Here is a 19,344-nt window from a genome sequence, read left to right on the forward strand (position 1 = left end):
AACTTTCCTTATTGCTCTGAATTTTTACTATCCATTTTAGCTTTCAGTAAAGCGCCCAGGCTGGTTGTGCCAGCATTCGCAGGCGCTTTAATTTTCTGCATAGCGGAGGTTTCATCAGATTTATCTTTTGCTTTAATTGAAAGATTGATGGTGCGATTCTTGCGATCAACATTGATGATCATGGTTTCGACCTTATCGCCTTCTTTTAAATGCGTGCGGATGTCTTCAACACGATCACGTGATACTTCGGATGCGCGTAAATAACCTTCCACGTCGTTGACCAATGTAATCACAGCGCCTTTTGCATCAATAGATTTTACGGTGCCTTCTATGATACTGTTTTTATCATGTTCGGCGACAAAACTGGTGAAAGGATCGCCTTCCATTTGTTTGATGCCGAGCGAGATACGTTCGCGTTCAACGTCGATAGATAAAATCAGTGCTTCGACTTCATCCCCTTTCTTGTAATTAAGAACCGCTTCTTCTCCCGGTTGATGCCAGGATAAGTCGGATAAATGTACAAGACCATCGATGTTGCCTGGCAAACCAATGAATACACCAAAGTCTGTGATGGATTTGATTTGTCCGCTCACTTTATCGCCTTTCTCATGAGTTGCGGCAAATTCTTCCCATGGATTGGTTTGACATTGTTTCATACCCAATGAAATGCGGCGCCGTTCTTCATCAATCTCAAGAATCATGACTTCGACTTCATCACCCAACTGAACGATTTTGGATGGATATACATTTTTATTCGTCCAATCCATTTCTGAAATATGCACTAATCCTTCAATACCTTGTTCGATTTCGATAAATGCACCGTAATCAGTTAGATTGGTCACTTTACCAAACAGGCGGGTGCGTGCTGGGTAACGTCGTGCCAAACCAACCCATGGATCTTCGCTCAGCTGCTTCATGCCTAAAGAAACACGGTTTTTCTCTTGATCGAACTTGAGTACCTTGGCAGTAACTTCATCACCAATATTGACTACTTCTGATGGATGCTTCACGCGACGCCATGCCAGATCAGTAATATGTAATAGTCCATCAATTCCACCCAGATCGACAAATGCGCCGTAATCAGTGATATTTTTGACTACGCCATGGACAGTCGCACCTTCTTGCAAATTGGACAACAAGGTTTCACGGTCAGCGCCTTGCGATGCTTCTAATACCGCACGACGCGAAACCACGACGTTATTGCGTTTGCGATCAAGTTTGATGACCTTGAAGTCCATTTCCTTATTTTCATAAGGTGTTGTGTCCTTGACTGGACGAATGTCAACCAGAGAGCCGGGTAGAAATGCGCGAATGCCATTGATCATGGCCGTCAAGCCGCCTTTTACTTTACCATTCACCATGCCAGTAACAATCTTGCCGCTTTCCATGGCTTCTTCCAGATCGTGCCAAGCGGTTAGGCGCTTAGCCTTGTCGCGGGAAAGGCGTGTTTCTCCATAACCATCTTCTAAAGATTCAATGGCGACACTAATGAAATCACCTGGTTTTACTTCAATTTCGCCACGATCGTTTTTGAATTCTTCAACAGGAATGAAACTTTCGGATTTGAGTCCGGCATTAACGACAACAATATTGTAGTCAACACGGACAACTTCAGCAGTAATTACTTCACCAATGCGCATTTCCTGACGAGAGAGACTTTCTTCAAAGAGTGCGGCAAAACTATCTGGGGAATGGGGGGTTGCAGTGGAAGCTTTAGTCATTATAAAAAATACCTGATTTAATGCCCTGTCATGATTTACACCGAGCAGGCTGGTTAGTTAATAAAATGTTTGAAACTTTAAAACTATTTTCCTTCGTATCTTGTAAAGAAAATAATGTTATTTTGTATTCAAACGCGAGTTTTTTGCACGGAATTCATTATACCAGGAGAGAACAGCATCTTGTGCCTGGGATATGGTGAGTGCGGTGGTATCCAGCAATTTGGCATCAGTGCCCTGTTGCAAGGGGGCAACGCTGCGATTGCTATCGCGCTCATCACGTTTTTGGATATCGTGCAATAAGTCGGCGATGTTAGCATTTATCCCTTTCTCCATCAACTGCTTATATCGTCTTTGTGCGCGTATCTCAGCACTGGCGGTAAGAAATATTTTCAGAATGGCGCTGGGAAAGATAACGGACCCCATGTCGCGTCCATCCGTCACTAAGCCGGGCGGCTGACGGAATTCGCGCTGACGCTCTACCAGTGCTGCTCGAATTTGCGGGTAAGCCGCTAATTGCGAAGCTAAGATGCCGCATTCTTCTGTGCGGATAGCATCGGTAACGATGTCGTCGTCGAGGTAAATGGTTTCATTTTTAAATATCACATTCAGGTTCCTGGCGATAGTTGCGAGTGAGTCTTGATTCTGAATGTCAGCGCAGGATTGTACTGTTTTTAATGCAACCAACCGGTAAAGCGCGCCACTATCCAGATAATGGAATCCAAGATTTTTAGCAACCAGTTGGGCGATAGTGCCTTTGCCGGATGCCGATGGGCCATCAATGGCGATGACGGGAATTTCATTTATATACATGCAGCAATCTCATCAGTGAGGTTGAATGGATAGATGGCATTTATTTTATTTTTCCGGATGAATTATTTGTGAAAGTTTCTCAAAATAATCAGGAAATGTTTTGGTAACGCAATGAGGATCATTGATACGTACAGGTGTGCCTAGTGATACGAGCGAAAAGCACATCGCCATACGGTGATCGTCATACGTATCAATGGCTGCGTGCGGCGTCAAGCCATTGGCTGGCGGGGTAATGCGTAAATAATCTATACCTTCCTCAATAATTGCGCCCAATTTGCGCAATTCAGTGGCCATAGCAGTCAGGCGATCTGTTTCTTTCAAACGCCAGCTGGCAATGTTGCGTAATGTTGTCACCCCTTCTGCAAATAATGCAGTGACTGCGAGTGTCATAGCGGCATCAGGAATATGGTTGCAATCCAGATCAATGGCGCGCAGAAATTTTCCGCTATGACTTACTGCTGCCCCGCTTGCCTCGATCCAGTTTTCCTCCATGGATATTTTTGCACCCATCATTTCGAGTGCCGCGGCAAAATGTATATCACCCTGCGCACTACCGCGACCGACTCCCTGAACACGTACTGGACCATGTCCAATAGCGCCCGCTGCGAGAAAATATGAAGCTGACGATGCGTCGCCTTCAACGGTGATATGGCCTGGAGTATGATAGCTTTGCTGCGCGGGTATCGTGAACTGCTGCCAGTCGGTATGTTCAACGTGTACACCGAAATGCAGCATCTGTGCGAGTGTTAATTCAATATAGGGTTGCGAGATTAAAGTACCAGATACATGGATAATGGATTTTTTCTTGCTCAGTGGCAGCGCCATCAACAAGCCGGTCAGAAATTGACTGGAAACATCTCCTTTGACGGTAACCGAATGGGTGTCGCTGTTGTCAGGCAAGCGCATTGACTTGATTTCCAACGGAGGAAATCCGGGATTGCCCAGATAAGTGATGTCCGCACCCAATTGGCGTAGCGCATCAACCAAGTCTGCAATCGGTCGTTCATGCATGCGCGGCACGCCGGATAACCGGTAGTGACCATGCATTAAAGCTAATACTGCAACCAAAGGCCGGAAAGCGGTACCGGCGTTGCCGAGAAATAAATCAGCCTGTGCGACTGGAAATGTGCCTTTTCCTCCGGTGATGCGGTAATCGTTTTTGTCTATCTGTGTAACGGAAATGCCCAATTTGGCAAGCGCATCCAGCATGCGCGCCGTGTCATCAGAGGCTAATAAATCATGAACGTGCGTAGTGCCTTCCGCCAGTGCAGCAAGCAAGAGGATCCGGTTAGAAATACTCTTTGATCCCGGTAACTGCACAATGCCGTGAGCAATTCTGGCGGATGGAAGATCAAGCCATGTCATTATGTTTGCGGTGTGAAAATTGAAAGATGATATCGTATAAAAACATTCGAAGAATAAAAATTTTGCTAATCATCTAAGAGTGCTGATCATTTTTCTGAAATTACTTGGATTGATTTACTAAAATTGGAAAAATCTTTATCAAACGATCGTGTTTAAGGTAATCTATCGTAGTAGATTTTTAGATAAGCGCATTCGTCTTGTTTTAGATGCTTTTAAAAGATGCTGCTTTTGATGCTAAATGATGATGGCATAATTCAAAATAGTTATACTATTTTTACAAGAAAGAGGTTGATGAATGGAAGATGCAGAAATTGCTTTGATGTTTTCTTTACTGACAATCCCTGTCGCCATCTGGCTACAGTTGTGGGTAAAGAATCGTAGAGAGAACCGAAGAAATGTTTTGGGTGAGGAAGAATTTGAGAATACAGCACGTGCGTTCGTTTCTATCATTTTAGAAGGCGCTGCGATTGTGGGTGGGCTCATTATGATTATTATGGGTTCCGGAGGGGTGATTAAGTACATCATCAATTTTTACGCAACATGATTTATCCACATAGTTATTTTTAGTTCAGTGAAGAAGCGAGATATCCGGGAGATGGATACCCGGATACTCAATAGAAGAACAAAGAAGCTTCCATTTGTTGCTTGCGTTAGGAAGCTGTTTTACGGAGTTGATTGAGCTTTTGATTGTTTTGCTTTGGATTTTGTTTCGGTTGTTTTCTTGGGTGCTTTTTGCTCAAATTCAAAACTTATTTTTCCATCCGTATTTCTGACCAAGTAGGCTGAAAAAGGCCTGCCTTTTTTGGAAATAAATTTCGTGAGTAAATCTGTTTTTCCGGCTTCCAGCAGTTTGGTGACTTGTTCACGCTCTATGGGGCGCGCAAGGATAATTTTTCCTGTTTTAAAATTACACGTGCGATCGGCTCCGACAGATTTTTCGCAAACATAATGTAGACCATGTTCATACACTGCATGATTACATTTAGGACATTTGCCTAAAGACGTTTGATCACTGAAGTCGACTTCCTCTTGCTGCTCATCATTACCAAAATCAAACTTCATTTCAAAAGTATCCGTGAGTTTGATAATGGCGCTAAAGGATGATCCCATTTTGCTCCGAAAGCCTTGCAGCGGACCTACTTCGTGTTGTGTGATTAAGGTTTCCATTTCTTCGATTTCAAATTGGCGCCCCGCCAGAATTTTCCACAGTGCGAAATCGCATTTCTGGCATTGGAATTTCTTGTAGGTTTCATGCACAACCCCACCACATTTGGGGCAAGGCGATTGAAGTATGGAAAAATCACCGGCAATCGTTTCGCCGCGATAGGTCTTTGCTTGTTCCACAATGTGGCGTGTCATACCGGCAATTTTTTCCATGAATGCGGTACGTTTAAGCTGGCCTTGCTCGATCTGACGCAACTGAAACTCCCAGTTACCCGTTAATTCAGGTGAAATAAGCTCGGGAATCTTAAGGCCGCGCAGTAGTGTAATCAATGAAAAAGCTTTGGCGGTCGGATGCAGCTCGCGCCCTACCCGCTGCAGATAGTTTTCCAGTACCAAACCTTCAATAATGGCTGCCCGCGTTGCCGGAGTGCCTAAACCTTTGGTACTCATGGCTGCGCGCAATTCTTCATCTTCAACCAGCTTGCCTGCTCCTTCCATGGCAGACAATAAAGTGGCTTCATTAAATCTCGCAGGTGGGCGAGTCTGATTGGCGATGATATTGATTTCTTCTGTGGTGACGGGTTTGCCAGGTGTGATTGCAACCAGTACTGCATCATCTTCCTCGTCATCCGATTTGGTCGATTTGCTATAAACCGCTCGCCAGCCTGGGTTAATCATCACCTTGCCTTCGGTTTTAAAAGGCTCAGCTTCCACGCGAGTGATGCGGGTGGTAATCAGAAATTCGGCAGCAGGAAAGAAAATTGCCAAGAAGCGTTTGGTAACCAGGTCATACAGTTTTGCTTCGGCTTCATTTAATTTTGCTGAACTGAGTGCAGTCGGGATAATGGCGAAGTGATCTGAGATTTTGGTATTGTTGAAAATACGCTTGTTGGGAGTAACCCAGTTTGATGCCAGAATTTGCCGGGAGAATTTTCCATAATCCGTATTTCCCAAGCTTTGCAAAGTATCTTTTACCGTAGCGATATAATCTTCTGGCAATGCACGCGAATCCGTCCGCGGATAAGTGAGTACCTTGTGTTTCTCATATAAAGCTTGTGCCAGACCGAGTGTTGTTTTGGCGGAAAAACCAAAGCGACCGTTGGCATCTCGTTGTAAGCTGGTCAGATCATACAGCAATGGACAGATTTCTTTGCTGGGCTTGCTTTCTTCGCTAACGTGACCAGGCTTTTGCTGACATTTGTCACGAATGACTTCGGCCTTTTTTTGTTCCCAAAGTCGTTCAGGTTTTAATTCCTGATTGATTTTATCTTTGCTGAATTTTTCATCAAACCATTTGCCGATGTAGTTGCCATTGTCAGTGGCGAATGTGGCGTGAATTTCCCAATAATTTTGGGGGCGAAATTTTTTGATTTTTTCTTCGCGTTCAACAAGAATCGCCAGTGTGGGCGTCTGTACACGACCAACGGTGGTTTTATGGAAACCGCCTTCCTGGGAATTAAAAGCGGTCATGGCGCGGGTACCGTTAATTCCGACCAGCCAGTCCGATTCCGAGCGACTGACAGCGGCTTCAGCCAGCGATTGTACTTCTGAGTTATCCAGTAATTTGGTAAATCCTTGCCGGATTGAATCGGGAGTCATGGATTGCAGCCACAGCCGTTTGACGGGCTTGCTTGCGCCGACATGACGCAGAATATAGTAGAAAATCAATTCGCCTTCACGACCCGCATCACAAGCATTGATCAGGGTGTCGACGTCTTTACGCTTGATAAGCTTGGTTAGAAGCTTTAAACGTGCGGAAGTTTTTTCGATCGGATTCAAATCGAAATGGGGTGGAATGACGGGCAGATTTGCAAAACTCCATTTGCCGCGCTTTACTTCATATTCTTCCGGAATAACCAGTTCGAGTAAGTGTCCTACCGCTGAGGATACAATATATTGATCGTTCTCGAAGTAATCCGTGTGCTTGGTAAAGCCGCCCAATACCCGTGCAATATCGGCTGCAACAGAAGGTTTCTCAGCAATGATCAATGACTTATTCATGGAGTTCTCGGGAAAAATCATTGGCTAGTGCTCTATTGTCGCGCATGTTTGTTACAGCTGAATGAGTAGTGAAAAGGGTTGCAAGCATATTGGGAGAGCGTATTGAGCGCATCCACTCCTGTGGTTATTCGATATGACCTAATAAATAATACGAAATACGATTCAGTTTTAGTGTCGGTAATGAGAGTCGCTGACAATCAACAATTTCTCAAGTATGGAATCGTCGGTCAATTGGTTTTGAATCCACAGTTCTGTTAAAACAATCAGTTTTATTTTTTCAAGGCTGGATGAGTTTTCATCCATCGCCAGCACACGATCAATCAACAGTTCCCGCTGTAATGGGTTAATGATACCGGCTTGCTCCAGGAAGCAAATAAATCCTCGACCTTCGGTGTCGATTTTTTCCATTTCAAAGTTTGTGTAGCAGCGAAAAGAATCGTTCTCAGCAAAGCTGGCTGGATAATTACCGATATCGTGTTGCGCCAGTTCTGAAAGCCAATCGAGCGTTTCGGTAATATCTTCATCTGCAAACCCGGCCATAGTCAGTTTGCGGGTCAGCGTGGCGGAATCCGGATAACTGCCGGAATCAAAATAATTTTCAAATAAGTAAACGAGTATATCGAACATAATTGTGTTTAATAAGTTATGAGTATGATTACGGAATCAGTATGTTGCGACCAATTTTTGTGGGATGTTATTGAATTCTCTGATAGCATCCACCGGGCAAACTGCTAACCTGACCGTCAAGCTCAAGCGTTAATAGCATGGCTGATACTATCTCAGCCGTCAAGCCGCTACGGGTACACAGCGTATCAATGTCAACAACATCATAACCTAGGTATTGGAGTAATGTTGCGTTTTCAGTCAATTTTTCAATAGCGGGTTCTGCTGTTTTGTTTTCGTCTGTGGCTAATGCAAGGCAATTTAATTCATCCAAAATATCCTGAGTGCTTTCCACCAATTTTGCGCCTTGTTTAATGAGTGCATGGCAGCCCTTGGATAGGGGGGAATGGATCGAGCCTGGGATAGCCATCACTTCGCGTCCTTGATCCAGCGCCTGGCGTGCTGTGATCAGTGATCCGCTTTGTAAGGCAGCTTCCACAACCAGGCAACCTTGGCTCATGCCGCTGATAATGCGGTTTCTACGCGGGAAATTCCTGCCGATGGCCGGTGTGCCGAGTGGAAATTCGGAAATCAGCGCCCCTTCTTTTGCCAGCTTATGCGCTAATGGGTGATTTCTGGCTGGATAAACAATATCCAGACCGGTACCGACCACTGCGATACTCGCCGCAGAGCCGCGCAAACCGCCATAATGAGCAGCCGTATCGATACCCAGTGCCATCCCGCTGATGATGCAGAGTCCGGCATTGCTGGCAGCCTCAGAGAAAGCTTCTGCATTGGATAAACCTTGTGGCGTGGCATTGCGGCTGCCTACGACTGCTAATGCGGATAGCTGCAGTAACTCGCGTCGACCTTTGAAATAAAGTAATGGAGGCGGATCGGTGATATTCAGCAATTGCACCGGGTAGTCCGGATCAGCCAACGTAATGATGGCATTGATTGGATCTTCCAGCCATTTGAATACGCCGGTAATTCTATTGCGATCGGCGCCTTGCTTGATACGCTCGGCGATGGGTTTTTTTACGATACGCTCAAGTGCAGAGACAGGCGCGGAAAGAATTGCGGTAGGATTGCCAAAGGCGACGAGAAGCCGTCGAATGGATTCGCCACCTAAACCGTCAATTAGATTAAGGCTCAGCCATGATTCGATATCCGCTGGGTGTTTCATGAATGCGGGGCATTATTTTAGGGTGTTTTAACAGCATCCAAGATGCGAATAGAGTGTGTGCTTTGTACCACCAGTGCGTAGGATATTTTATTAAAGACACGAAATACAAAAACCAATCCGGTTCTTTCGTCGGGCAGTTGCACCATATCTCCAGTGAGGGATTTGGCTTGACTTTTTCGATAGATGGCAAGCACGTGCCCCATTTCCAAGCCGTCCGACTCACCTTTGTTCAGCGTGACAATGGCGCCTCTGCCGATTTCGGTAACGCCGCCATACACTGAAATGATGCGACCGTTAATTGGAGACTCCGGTGCGTGTGGCGCGTAGTTATTAAATATGATGTCGGGCGATGGTACCAGGCGATCGCCTTTGAGGATTTCTTCGGTGGCACGGGTAATGGTGACTGTGCTGACTTCAGCGAAAACATCCGCCTTGGCATTTCCCAGGTAAATCGCCTCATAACCGAGGATCTGGTCTTTTTGATCGGGATCTTTGAGTGCTTTGCCGGGACGGAAGATTTGCCATGCAATACCCTTATCCTCGGGCAGCCCGCTGACATAAATCGTGTTGCCAGTGCTCAGAATAACCCGGCTGTCACTGGAGCCCAGTACATACGGCGCATTGGCAAGACCATCTTTCTCGATGACTAGAGGCTGGCTTAGGAAAGGTTCAATGGTGGCTGCAGGGATACTGGGTATGGCGGTGGAAGCCGATTGTTCCATTCGAATTTTCGGCGATAGCTTGACGGTTCTGAGATCACCGTTATCGTCAGCAAGATGCAATCGATACCCGTGGAGTAATTTTTCCAGTACGACGATATCGCCGGGGTAGATTTTGTGCGGATTCTTGACTTGTTCGCGATTAAATCCCCAAATCTCGGGCCAGCGCCAGGGATCTTTAAGAAATCGGGACGCGATTCCCCATAAGGTGTCGCCGGGTACAACAACATAGCGATCGGGTGTGTCGCTCCGCAGTATAATGTTATCCGCGTTTGCTGGTGTAACAGAAAGCAGGCTTAGGGATAAAATCATGGCTATAATAGATTTTCGCATGAACGACTCCGCTGGCGAATGGTAGAACGCATAGAATAACCGGCTAACAGGCCGTTGGAAAACGTTTTCAAGGCAACCGGCGCTAGGCAAAAACAGGCGAGAAAGCGCAGTTTATGCATGATAAATGAGATAAATGAGCATTTTGAGCCTGTTTTTAACACCGTAACGGTAACGCAGATAGTTTCTCAATGGCCTTGCTAATGATACGGTCTAAATAGGAATTCTGTTGATTAACACGATACATTTTTTATGGCTATCTTAAAAATATTACAATATCCAGATGAAAGGCTACATACTGTAGCGGCTCCAGTAGCGCATGTCACTAACAAAATCCGTTTGCTAATACAGGATATGGCTGAAACAATGTATGACGCACCGGGGATAGGGCTGGCGGCAACGCAAGTGGATGTGCACGAGCGAGTCATTGTGATTGATATTTCCGAAAAACGTGATCAGTTGCTTGTTTTGATCAATCCGGAAATTATTGCTAGCCACGGCGCATCTGATTATGAGGAAGGCTGCTTGTCGGTTCCCGGTATCTATGGAAAAGTGCAGCGTGCTGAGTCGGTGACTGTCAAGGCCTTGAATGCGCAAGGAGAATTGCATGTTGTTGATGCCAGCGGGCTGTTGGCGGTATGTATTCAGCATGAAATGGATCATTTGGTTGGGAAAGTGTTTGTTGAATACTGGTCACAGCTTAAGTTGACGCGTACGTTGGCAAGGCTCAAGAAAAAACAACGCCGTACCATGTGATTGCAGGTGGTTTTTGAGGGCTGTGATATATCAATAAATTTTTCTGGTCGGTTTTTTTCTGATCAGGTGTGATCAATAGAATCATAAGGGTATGTATGAATGAGTCGATGCGCATAAGATGAGAATTATTTTCGCTGGGACTCCCGGTTTTGCCACTACTGCACTGGATGCACTGATCAAGGCAAATCATGAAATTGCACTCGTCTTAACCCAACCAGACCGTCCTGCTGGTCGGGGAATGAAAACGCTGGCCAGTGCAGTTAAACAACTTGCGCAGCAGCATGATCTGGCATTGCTGCAACCACTGACACTCAAAGCTTCCGGGTTGCAAGAGCAATTGCGAGAATTCAATGCGGATGTCATGGTGGTGGCGGCGTATGGTTTAATTTTGCCGCAAGCTGTATTGAGTATTCCCCGCATGGGTTGCTTGAATATTCATGCGTCGTTATTACCGCGCTGGCGTGGTGCGGCACCGATTCAACGGGCTATTCTGGCGGGCGATTATGAAACCGGTATTACCATCATGCAAATGGATGCGGGGTTGGATACCGGCAATATGTTACTAAAACATCAATTAATCATCGCTCCGGACGATACCGCGCAATCGTTGCACGACAAGCTGAGTGTGCTGGGCGCCCAGAGTATTGTTGAAGCGCTGATATTGTTGCAACAGGGAAAACTGGTGCCGGTAATACAGGATGAGACGCAAGCTAACTATGCAGCCAAAATAACAAAAACGGAAGCGGAAATCGATTGGCAGCAAAGTGCAGAGCAGATAGATCGTGTGGTGCGAACGTTTAATCCAATGCCAGGTGCCTATACGTGCTTCCGAGGTGTTGTGTTGAAGATCTGGCAAGCAAAAGTGGCTGAGGGAGGCGCGGGTAAGCCAGGAGAAATTATTGCAGTGGATCGTGAGCGCATTACGGTATCATGCGGTTCCGGTAGCCTGCAGATTGAAATGGTGCAAAAACCCGGTGGCAAGAAATTAGGCGCTGCAGATTTTCTGACAGGCAATCATCTGCAGCCCGGTGAGTATTTTTCTACAGTGCATCATTTCACTTCACAGCATGATTAAGACACAGCTTGCTGCAGCTTCCGCTATCAGTAACGTGTTGGCTGGAGCAAGTTTGACGGCAGTGTTGCAGGAAGTTTGGCGCTCCGATACTACCTTATCGAAACAACAAAGAGGTGCTATTCAAGATTTGAGTTACGGTGTGTTGCGGTTTTATGGCCAACTCGATGCGATACTCGATTTTTTATTGAAAAAGCCTTTGCGTGATAAGCATCTGCATCATTTGTTGTTGGTGAGTTTATATCAGTTGCAATACAGTAGAGCACAGCCGCATACCGTGGTTGATCAAGCGGTTTCAGCTTCACGTTCTTTGGCACACGGAAAAGGCATGCAGGGATTGGTCAATGCGATATTGCGCAGCTTTATCCGCCAACGTGAAAGTGTTTTAAAACAAGCTGCTGAAAAAGATGTCGGTTGTTATTCGTATCCGCAATGGTGGATCGACAAATTGCGGTTACAATATCCACAGAATTTTCGGGCGATATTGGAGGCTGGTAACCAACATCCTCCGATGACCCTGCGGGTTAATCGACGCAAAATAAGCGTGGAGGATTATCGCAACTTGTTGACTGAGAGCGCGATGCATGCAGAATTGTTGGTATCTGGTGCGCTGCAATTGAGTCAACCGGTAGTGGTTGAGAATTTGCCGGGCTTTAGTGCAGGCCTGGTAACCGTGCAAGATGCGGGCGCGCAGCTTGCGGCACCATTTCTGGATGTGCACGATGGTATGCGGGTGCTGGATGCCTGTGCTGCACCCGGGGGTAAAAGCACACACTTATTGGAATTGGCAAATGTATCACTAACGCTAGTGGATAATCACGCAGCACGGCTGGCCCAGGTACAGCAGAGCCTTGAGCGCCTGCATATGACAGCAGAGCGCATGGTGTGCGGGGATGCATCGAGTCCTGCCGAATGGTGGGATGGCCGGCCATTTGATCGTATTCTGGCTGATGTGCCTTGTTCCGCTTCCGGTGTGGTGCGCCGGCATCCGGATATCAAATGGTTGCGGCGTGAGCGTGATTTGGTTAAGTTTGCAACAACTCAACAGGTAATTCTCAATGCGTTGTGGAAAATTTTAAGCAAGAATGGTAAGTTGCTTTATGTGACCTGCTCAATCTTTGCTGAAGAAAATGCTATGCAGATAGAGAAGTTTCTTAAACATCACTCCGATGCACTTCCATTGCCACTTTCCGGGACAACAGTGGTGGATGGACAATTGCTACCAGATATTCAACATGATGGTTTCTTTTATACCTTGTTGCAGAAAATTTAATCAAAGTATGCGGCATATACCGTTGCTGCATGTCAATCTGATATTTTTATCATTGATGTTGTTATTGCTGATCACAACTGCGCAAGCGGGAAGCATTCGCATAAAATCTGTCGATTTGGCGGCAGTTGAACAGGGTTATGAGATCAATGTTGATTCTGAAATTATTCTCAACGCGACTTTGGAGCAAGCGCTTGAGAAAGGTATCGTGCTTTACTTCGTCACCAAGTTCAGCTTGGTTGATTCGCGCTGGTATTGGCTTAACGACGAGATTGTGCGTGGTAAGCTAAGGATTGGATTAAGATATTACGCACTGACGCGCCAGTATTATTTGAATTATCCAGCATTTTCGCAAAGCTTTAATACCTTGGAAGAAGCATTGCAGGCCCTGGGTCAGTTGCATAATTATTCATTGATTGTTAAGTCGGAATTAAAGCAAGATGTTGATTATATTGCATCCTTACGCATATGGCTTGATCTAACACGTATGCCTAAACCATTTCAGGTAGAAGCACTGGGTTCCAGTCGATGGAATCTGAGTTCAAATAAGCTGGAATGGCGTATGAAGCTACCAACACCAGGGCAACCACTGCAGATTAAAGGTCAATAATGAAATATGTACTCATTATTGGTGCTGGCGTGGGCGCAGTCATGCTTTTTCTGCTGGCGACAGCGGGTGCTAATACTGAGTTTTTTGAACGGCAATATCGTCTGTTACTGGGTATTAATATTGCCTTTGTATTATTTCTCATGGCGATCATGGGATTTTTGTTGTGGCGGTTCAGGCGCAGGCTCAAGTCGGGTGTATTTGGATCCAGGTTAGCGTTACGTTTGATGCTGGTTTTTTCATTGATGGCAATATTGCCTGGCGCTTTGGTGTATGCCGTGTCGGTGCAGTTTCTCGAGAAAAGTATTGAATCCTGGTTTGATGTTAAGGTGGATCGTGCACTGGAAGGTGGTTTGAGTCTTGGGCGTACCATGCTTGAGAGTTTGTTGGCGGAGTTGCAGAAGAAAGCACAAGCAACTGCATTGATGCTGTCTGAGTCTTCCAACCCACCTTTGCTGGTGCTCAACGAATTACTGCTGCAATCACAAGTTGAAGAAGCGACTTTATTTAACCAGGATGGCAAAGTCATCGCATTTTCCAGTGAGAGCGATTTGGCGTTGTTTCCTGGTGTGCCTAATGCCATGATGATGCGGCACATCAGAATTCAAAAAGCGTATAGCGCAGTTGAATCGATTCCGGATAAGGGTTTGTATTTGCGCGTGGTTGCACCTGTTAATGTATTGAGTCTGAAAGAGGACATTCGAGTACTTCAGCTTTTGCAACCGGTCCCTGTGCAATTGGCAAGAGATGCGGAACGGGTACAAGCAGGGCATCAGGATTATCAAGAGTTGTCTTTGTCGCGCCAGGGGTTAACCAGGTTGTATAGCGTTACATTGACGCTGGCGCTGCTATTATCATTATTTTCAGCGTTGGCGGCAGCTTCATTGCTGAGTGAAAAATTGAGTGCGCCGTTAGGCATGCTCGCAGAAGGTACGCGTGCCATCGCGCAAGGTGATTATAGCCGTCGTCATATGGTGCAGAGCCGCGATGAACTGGGTGTGTTGACCGAGTCGTTTAATTTAATGACGCAACAACTGGAGGAAGCGCAAGCAACCGCGCAACATAATCAACAGCAAGTGGAAAGTGCGCGCGCGCATCTGGAGAGTATTCTGGCCAATCTTTCATCCGGTGTGCTGGTGTTTGATGATCAGTTGATTTTGTCCAAGGCGAATCGCAGTGCGGAGCAGATACTGCAGGTGCCTCTGATCAGTCTGGATGGCTCAATCATTGAGGGGTGTGTCGATAAGGAACCACAACTCAACACCCTGGTTACGGAAATCAGGGATGGCTTTAGTTCTGGGGCGGCTGGCGTATGGCAGCGGCAATTAACGCATTCAGAGGATGGTAAGAATCAGGTTCTGCTGATACGTGGAACGCGCTTACCAAAGATATCGGGCGGTGGCGGTGTGGTGGTGTTTGACGATATTACCAATTTATTGCAAGTGCAACGTGCGGTCGCGTGGGGTGAAGTTGCACGTCGGCTGGCGCATGAGATCAAAAATCCATTAACACCGATTCAACTTTCCGCCGAACGGGTGCAGCATAAACTCGTCCATAAACTGAATGAAGAGGATGCAAGAATATTGCGGCGCTCTACCGAAACGATTGTCAATCAGGTTGAAGCGCTGAAACGCATGGTGAATGAATTCAACCAGTATGCGCGTGTTCCTGAATTAGAATTACGCCAGCTTGACTTTAATCGATTGGTGCGGGAAGTTCTGTCACTGTATGAAACGGCAAGTATGGCAGCTGATAGTAATAAGCATATGCCTATTAAGCAGGCATTGGCTGATGATTTGCCTATGGTTAGAGGAGATTCTGCACAGTTGCGTCAAGTGCTGCATAATTTGCTGCAAAATGCGCAAGATGCATTGATAGACACACTGGAACCTCTAATAGAGGTGAGAACTGAGATGGTGCACGGTGGTGTGCAGCTCAGTGTGCGCGATAATGGTTGCGGTTTTTCAGATGAGATCAGGGCGCGGGTTTTTGAGCCTTATGTAACAACTAAACCGAAAGGAACGGGTTTGGGGCTGCCTATTGTGAGGAAAATTGTTGAAGAACATGAAGGGCTTATTCATGTCGAGAATATTAAGCCTCATGGTGCACAGATTTCAATCATTCTACCGACGGTAGATAAGAATATATCAGCTAGAGATAGCAAATTAGTATGAGGTTGAACCATAGAAAATGAGTGATTAAAGTGGGAGTGGATTAGAACTGAACAGATCAATCGATAATTCTGAGAATTGACAGTTGCACATAAGCTGATTAGATTGCGGCAGCGGAGAAAATTTTAAATGATAACAAACAATACAATACTTGTTGTTGATGACGAAATTGGTATACGTGAATTGCTGTCCGAAATTTTGCGTGATGAAGGATACCGGGTGGCGTTGGCGGAGAATGCCGAACAAGCGCGGATTTGGCGTGGTCAGACGCGCCCGGATCTGGTGTTGTTAGATATTTGGATGCCCGACACGGATGGTATTACATTGCTAAAAGACTGGGCGAGTAACGGCATGTTGACGATGCCGGTGATTATGATGTCTGGGCATGGCACTATAGATACCGCGGTTGAGGCGACACGTATTGGGGCATTTGGTTATCTGGAAAAACCGATACCTTTGCAAAAATTGCTCAGTACCGTCAGCAAGGCCTTGCGGGGAGGGCAAAGCAAACAGCATCTGGCGCTTTCTCTGGCGAGTTTAGGAAAGGGTGTCTTAATTGCTGATCTTAGGAAAAAACTAGAACAAGTTACCAACTTGAAAACGCCGTTGCTGTTGATGGGGGAACCGGGTGTTGGTGCGGAAATATGCGCACGATTTTTACATCGCTCTAATACGCCATGGGTGGAACCGGAAACATTGGTATCGCTGGCTGAATCGCCGCTGGATTTATTGGAACTGGCGCGTGATGGTCTGTTATTTCTCAAAGATGTGGGGGAAATCAGCAAATTGGCGCAAAAAGGCTTATTGTTATTGCTGAGTAAATTAGATAAATACAATGTACGGTTAGTTTGTGCAACATCTCAACCGTTGGCTGAATTGACAGCGCAGGGAAATTATCATCCTAAGCTCTTTGAAGTACTGAGTAGTTTAAGTATTGGGATTCCGGCGCTGAGAGCGCATCGGGAAGATATTCCCGAATTAGCCAATCAAATTTTATCGCGCTTTGTCGAATCGGGCGAAGCGTCATCCACTTTGCAGTTTAGTATCGCTGCACTCAATTGCTTACGAAATTATGATTGGCCGGGCAATTTGGCACAGCTCACAGGTGTCGTGCACTCCTTGGCATTGACTTGTACGGGTGATGAGATTTCAGTTGAAGCCGTTCAGCAAGCGATGGTTTTTCCGGAATCAGCTTCAACTTCAGTAGCTCCGGAAATTCCGCTCGATCTTTCGCTGCGCGAAGCGCGCGATTTATTTGAGAAAACTTACTTTGAAAGACTCATTGATCAGGAAAATGGCAATATGACGCGTGTAGCTGATCGAGCCGGGTTAGAGCGCACACATCTTTATCGCAAGATAAAACTACTGGGAATCAAACTGCGGGGAAACTAATCGCATCAACGGATTTTACTGCTACTGGATTGGTTTTTATGCGCAAAATGAGGTTGTCGTATCATCCATCTTAAGCGATAATGCTAACTTTGTCATTGACGTGCAGTGACAGCCGTTTCTATTTCTGTTTGTTGAAAATATAAGGGAGTTAGTGTTGATGGGTACTTTCAAGGATTTTGACGCGTCGGTATTCAAGGATTTAACCAGTGCGATTCGCGCATTGGCGATGGATGCCGTGCAAAAAGCCAATTCTGGTCATCCCGGTATGCCAATGGGCATGGCCGAAATTGCTGAGGTGTTGTGGATTCATCATCTGCGTCATAATCCTAGCAATCCGGAGTGGGTTGATCGTGACCGATTTGTTCTTTCCAATGGACATGGATCCATGTTGATTTATGCGTTATTGCACTTGACAGGCTATGACCTACCCATGGAAGAAATCCAGCGTTTCCGGCAGTTTCATTCTAAAACACCCGGACACCCGGAATATGGTTATACCCCCGGGGTAGAGACCACGACAGGTCCGTTGGGCCAAGGTATTACGAATGCAGTGGGCATGGCATTGGCAGAGAAAGTGTTGGCTGCTGAATTTAACCGTCCCGGCTACAATATTGTGGATCACCATACCTATGTTTTCCTGGGGGATGGTTGCTTAATGGAGGGCATTTCGCACGAGGCTTGCTCTTTGGCAGGTACTTTGGGTTTAGGCAAACTGATTTGTTTTTATGATGATAATGGGATTTCCATTGATGGTCATGTAGAAGGTTGGTTTACCGACGATACACCGAAGCGGTTTGAAGCGTACGGCTGGCATGTGGTACCGAATGTCGATGGTCATGATCCGGAAGCAATTGAAGCAGCTATTGAAGCGGCTAAGAAAATCAATGACAAGCCGTCGATGATTTGCTGCAAAACGGTCATTGGGTTAGGTTCTCCCAATATGGCCAATACCCATTCAGTACACGGCGCCGCATTAGGTGATGCAGAAATTGCTGCAACCCGTCCTCATATTGGCTGGCACCATGCGCCTTTTGAAATTCCACAAGATGTCTATAGTGCCTGGGATGCGAGAGCGAAAGGCCAGAAGCTGGAGACTGAATGGAGTGAGAAATTTGCTGAATATGCACAAAAACATCCAGCCGAGGCTGCAGAATTCAGTCGCCGTATGGCAGGTGATTTGCCTGCGAACTGGGGCAGTCATGTAGACAGCGTTATCAATCAAGTGAATGCAAAAGCAGAAACCATTGCCAGCCGCAAAGCTTCGCAAAATTCCATCGAAGCGTTAGCGCCTATTTTACCTGAATTGATTGGCGGTTCTGCTGACCTGGCCGGATCTAATTTGACGTTATGGTCCGGTTCAAAAGGAATTAGCCAGAAAAACGGTGGAAATTATGTTTACTATGGCGTGCGTGAATTTGGTATGAGCGCCATCATGAATGGACTATCACTACATGGTGGTATGATTCCTTATGGCGCGACATTCCTGATGTTTTCTGAATATGCCCGTAATGCGTTGCGTATGTCTGCATTGATGAAGATACGCAATATTTTTGTATTTACACATGATTCAATCGGCTTGGGTGAAGATGGTCCAACGCATCAACCCGTGGAACAAACGGCTACATTGCGTTATATCCCCAACATGGATGTATGGCGGCCTTGTGACACGATCGAATCAACAGTTTCCTGGGCGCGTGCCATTGAACGTCAGGATGGTCCTTCAATATTGATATTCAGTCGTCAGAATCTGCCATTTCAGAAACGTGATGCAGCTACCATCAAATTGATTGATAAAGGTGGTTATGTATTATCCGAGGCGGGTAACGGAAAACCGCAAGCTATATTGATTGCGACCGGTTCGGAAGTCGGCTTGGCCATGAGTGCACAAAAAGCATTGGCGGAGGAAGGCATTCATGTGCGCGTTGTTTCTATGCCTTGTACGAATGTTTTTGATCGTCAGGCGTCATCTTACAAAGACGGTGTATTGCCGAAGGGTGTCAAACGCGTAGCCATCGAGGCAGGTGTGACTGATTTCTGGCGTAAATATGTCGGGTTGGACGGTGCTGTGGTCGGTATTGATACATTTGGCGAATCGGCGCCTGCGGATGTGCTGTTCAAACATTTTGGCTTTACCGTCGAGAACGTGACCAAGACAGTAAAAGGCATTCTCTAATACA

Annotated in this window: 15 protein-coding genes; 8 read left to right on the top strand and 7 right to left on the bottom strand. The window is 46.1% G+C overall.

The features are described from left to right. Positions 1-8 precede the first annotated feature (8 nt). The 3 genes from rpsA to aroA form a co-directional block, all read right to left on the bottom strand. Positions 9-1,721 carry a 30S ribosomal protein S1 gene (gene rpsA, locus C8R34_RS07025; protein ID WP_110339208.1) on the bottom strand — a complete coding sequence of 571 codons (1,713 nt, stop codon included), beginning with the start codon at positions 1,719-1,721 and terminating at the stop codon, positions 9-11. 117 nt (positions 1,722-1,838) lie between these two features. Beyond that, positions 1,839-2,531 (bottom strand): (d)CMP kinase, encoded by a 693-nt coding sequence (gene cmk / locus C8R34_RS16930; RefSeq protein WP_110339210.1) that lies wholly within the window; start codon positions 2,529-2,531, stop codon positions 1,839-1,841. A gap of 45 nt (positions 2,532-2,576) precedes the next feature. After that, positions 2,577-3,896, bottom strand: coding sequence for a 3-phosphoshikimate 1-carboxyvinyltransferase (gene aroA / locus C8R34_RS16935; RefSeq protein WP_110339212.1), 1,320 nt, complete (start codon positions 3,894-3,896; stop codon positions 2,577-2,579). Between the two features lie 295 nt (positions 3,897-4,191). Here aroA and C8R34_RS07040 point away from each other — a divergent pair, with 295 nt between their 5' ends. Then, positions 4,192-4,440: a hypothetical protein gene (locus C8R34_RS07040; RefSeq protein ID WP_110339214.1), complete on the top strand. Its 249-nt coding sequence runs from the start codon at positions 4,192-4,194 to the stop codon at positions 4,438-4,440. Positions 4,441-4,559: 119 nt separating this feature from the next. Here the strand turns inward: C8R34_RS07040 and C8R34_RS07045 are convergent, their stop codons facing one another. The 4 genes from C8R34_RS07045 to C8R34_RS07060 all read right to left on the bottom strand — a co-directional run bounded on the left by C8R34_RS07045 (position 4,560) and on the right by C8R34_RS07060 (position 9,902). Then, positions 4,560-7,061 (bottom strand): DNA topoisomerase III, encoded by a 2,502-nt coding sequence (locus tag C8R34_RS07045; RefSeq protein WP_110339216.1) that lies wholly within the window; start codon positions 7,059-7,061, stop codon positions 4,560-4,562. Positions 7,062-7,229: 168 nt separating this feature from the next. Continuing rightward, positions 7,230-7,688: a DUF494 domain-containing protein gene (locus C8R34_RS07050; protein ID WP_110339218.1), complete on the bottom strand. Its 459-nt coding sequence runs from the start codon at positions 7,686-7,688 to the stop codon at positions 7,230-7,232. A gap of 67 nt (positions 7,689-7,755) precedes the next feature. Next, positions 7,756-8,850, bottom strand: a complete 1,095-nt coding sequence (dprA, locus tag C8R34_RS07055) for a DNA-processing protein DprA (protein WP_110339220.1) — start codon at positions 8,848-8,850, stop codon at positions 7,756-7,758. A 17-nt stretch (positions 8,851-8,867) separates the two neighbouring features. Continuing rightward, on the bottom strand, positions 8,868-9,902 hold the full coding sequence (locus C8R34_RS07060) for a LysM peptidoglycan-binding domain-containing protein (protein ID WP_110339222.1): 1,035 nt from the start codon (positions 9,900-9,902) through the stop codon (positions 8,868-8,870). A 249-nt stretch (positions 9,903-10,151) separates the two neighbouring features. On the opposite strand from C8R34_RS07060, the gene def reads away from it, so the two are divergent. The 7 genes from def (at position 10,152) to tkt (ending at position 19,340) form a co-directional block, all read left to right on the top strand. Next, positions 10,152-10,655 carry a peptide deformylase gene (def, locus tag C8R34_RS07065; protein WP_110339224.1) on the top strand — a complete coding sequence of 168 codons (504 nt, stop codon included), beginning with the start codon at positions 10,152-10,154 and terminating at the stop codon, positions 10,653-10,655. Between the two features lie 118 nt (positions 10,656-10,773). Then, positions 10,774-11,730 carry a methionyl-tRNA formyltransferase gene (fmt, locus tag C8R34_RS07070; RefSeq protein WP_110339226.1) on the top strand — a complete coding sequence of 319 codons (957 nt, stop codon included), beginning with the start codon at positions 10,774-10,776 and terminating at the stop codon, positions 11,728-11,730. Further along, the gene (rsmB, locus tag C8R34_RS07075; RefSeq protein WP_110339228.1) at positions 11,723-13,000 is read left to right on the top strand and encodes a 16S rRNA (cytosine(967)-C(5))-methyltransferase RsmB; all 1,278 of its coding nucleotides are present in this window, start codon (positions 11,723-11,725) and stop codon (positions 12,998-13,000) included. The genes fmt and rsmB overlap by 8 nt, the downstream gene beginning before the upstream one ends. A gap of 7 nt (positions 13,001-13,007) precedes the next feature. Next, positions 13,008-13,607: a DUF4390 domain-containing protein gene (locus C8R34_RS07080; RefSeq protein ID WP_258364405.1), complete on the top strand. Its 600-nt coding sequence runs from the start codon at positions 13,008-13,010 to the stop codon at positions 13,605-13,607. Then, on the top strand, positions 13,607-15,778 hold the full coding sequence (locus C8R34_RS07085) for an ATP-binding protein (RefSeq protein ID WP_110339232.1): 2,172 nt from the start codon (positions 13,607-13,609) through the stop codon (positions 15,776-15,778). Before C8R34_RS07080 ends, C8R34_RS07085 begins: the two co-directional genes overlap by 1 nt. A gap of 126 nt (positions 15,779-15,904) precedes the next feature. Further along, complete coding sequence (locus C8R34_RS07090; RefSeq protein WP_110339234.1) at positions 15,905-17,167, top strand: sigma-54 dependent transcriptional regulator; 1,263 nt, start codon at positions 15,905-15,907, stop codon at positions 17,165-17,167. Positions 17,168-17,324: 157 nt separating this feature from the next. Then, positions 17,325-19,340 carry a transketolase gene (gene tkt / locus C8R34_RS07095; protein WP_110339236.1) on the top strand — a complete coding sequence of 672 codons (2,016 nt, stop codon included), beginning with the start codon at positions 17,325-17,327 and terminating at the stop codon, positions 19,338-19,340. The last annotated feature ends 4 nt before the right edge of the window (positions 19,341-19,344 follow it).

Origin of the sequence: Nitrosomonas sp. Nm84, from assembly GCF_003201565.1 — a bacterium.
Taxonomy (GTDB): Bacteria; Pseudomonadota; Gammaproteobacteria; order Burkholderiales; family Nitrosomonadaceae; genus Nitrosomonas.

Excerpts from the sequence above, each read along its gene's own strand:
- C8R34_RS07085 (WP_110339232.1), top strand. The coding sequence starts at position 13,607 with ATGAAATATGTACTCATTATTGGTGCTGGCGTGGGCGCAGTCATGCTT.
- cmk (WP_110339210.1), bottom strand. The coding sequence starts at position 2,531 with ATGTATATAAATGAAATTCCCGTCATCGCCATTGATGGCCCATCGGCA.
- rpsA (WP_110339208.1), bottom strand. The coding sequence starts at position 1,721 with ATGACTAAAGCTTCCACTGCAACCCCCCATTCCCCAGATAGTTTTGCC.
- dprA (WP_110339220.1), bottom strand. The coding sequence starts at position 8,850 with ATGAAACACCCAGCGGATATCGAATCATGGCTGAGCCTTAATCTAATT.
- C8R34_RS07060 (WP_110339222.1), bottom strand. The coding sequence starts at position 9,902 with ATGCGAAAATCTATTATAGCCATGATTTTATCCCTAAGCCTGCTTTCT.
- def (WP_110339224.1), top strand. The coding sequence starts at position 10,152 with ATGGCTATCTTAAAAATATTACAATATCCAGATGAAAGGCTACATACT.
- C8R34_RS07045 (WP_110339216.1), bottom strand. The coding sequence starts at position 7,061 with ATGAATAAGTCATTGATCATTGCTGAGAAACCTTCTGTTGCAGCCGAT.
- rsmB (WP_110339228.1), top strand. The coding sequence starts at position 11,723 with ATGATTAAGACACAGCTTGCTGCAGCTTCCGCTATCAGTAACGTGTTG.
- C8R34_RS07080 (WP_258364405.1), top strand. The coding sequence starts at position 13,008 with ATGCGGCATATACCGTTGCTGCATGTCAATCTGATATTTTTATCATTG.
- C8R34_RS07050 (WP_110339218.1), bottom strand. The coding sequence starts at position 7,688 with ATGTTCGATATACTCGTTTACTTATTTGAAAATTATTTTGATTCCGGC.
- aroA (WP_110339212.1), bottom strand. The coding sequence starts at position 3,896 with ATGACATGGCTTGATCTTCCATCCGCCAGAATTGCTCACGGCATTGTG.
- C8R34_RS07040 (WP_110339214.1), top strand. The coding sequence starts at position 4,192 with ATGGAAGATGCAGAAATTGCTTTGATGTTTTCTTTACTGACAATCCCT.
- fmt (WP_110339226.1), top strand. The coding sequence starts at position 10,774 with ATGAGAATTATTTTCGCTGGGACTCCCGGTTTTGCCACTACTGCACTG.
- C8R34_RS07090 (WP_110339234.1), top strand. The coding sequence starts at position 15,905 with ATGATAACAAACAATACAATACTTGTTGTTGATGACGAAATTGGTATA.
- tkt (WP_110339236.1), top strand. The coding sequence starts at position 17,325 with ATGGGTACTTTCAAGGATTTTGACGCGTCGGTATTCAAGGATTTAACC.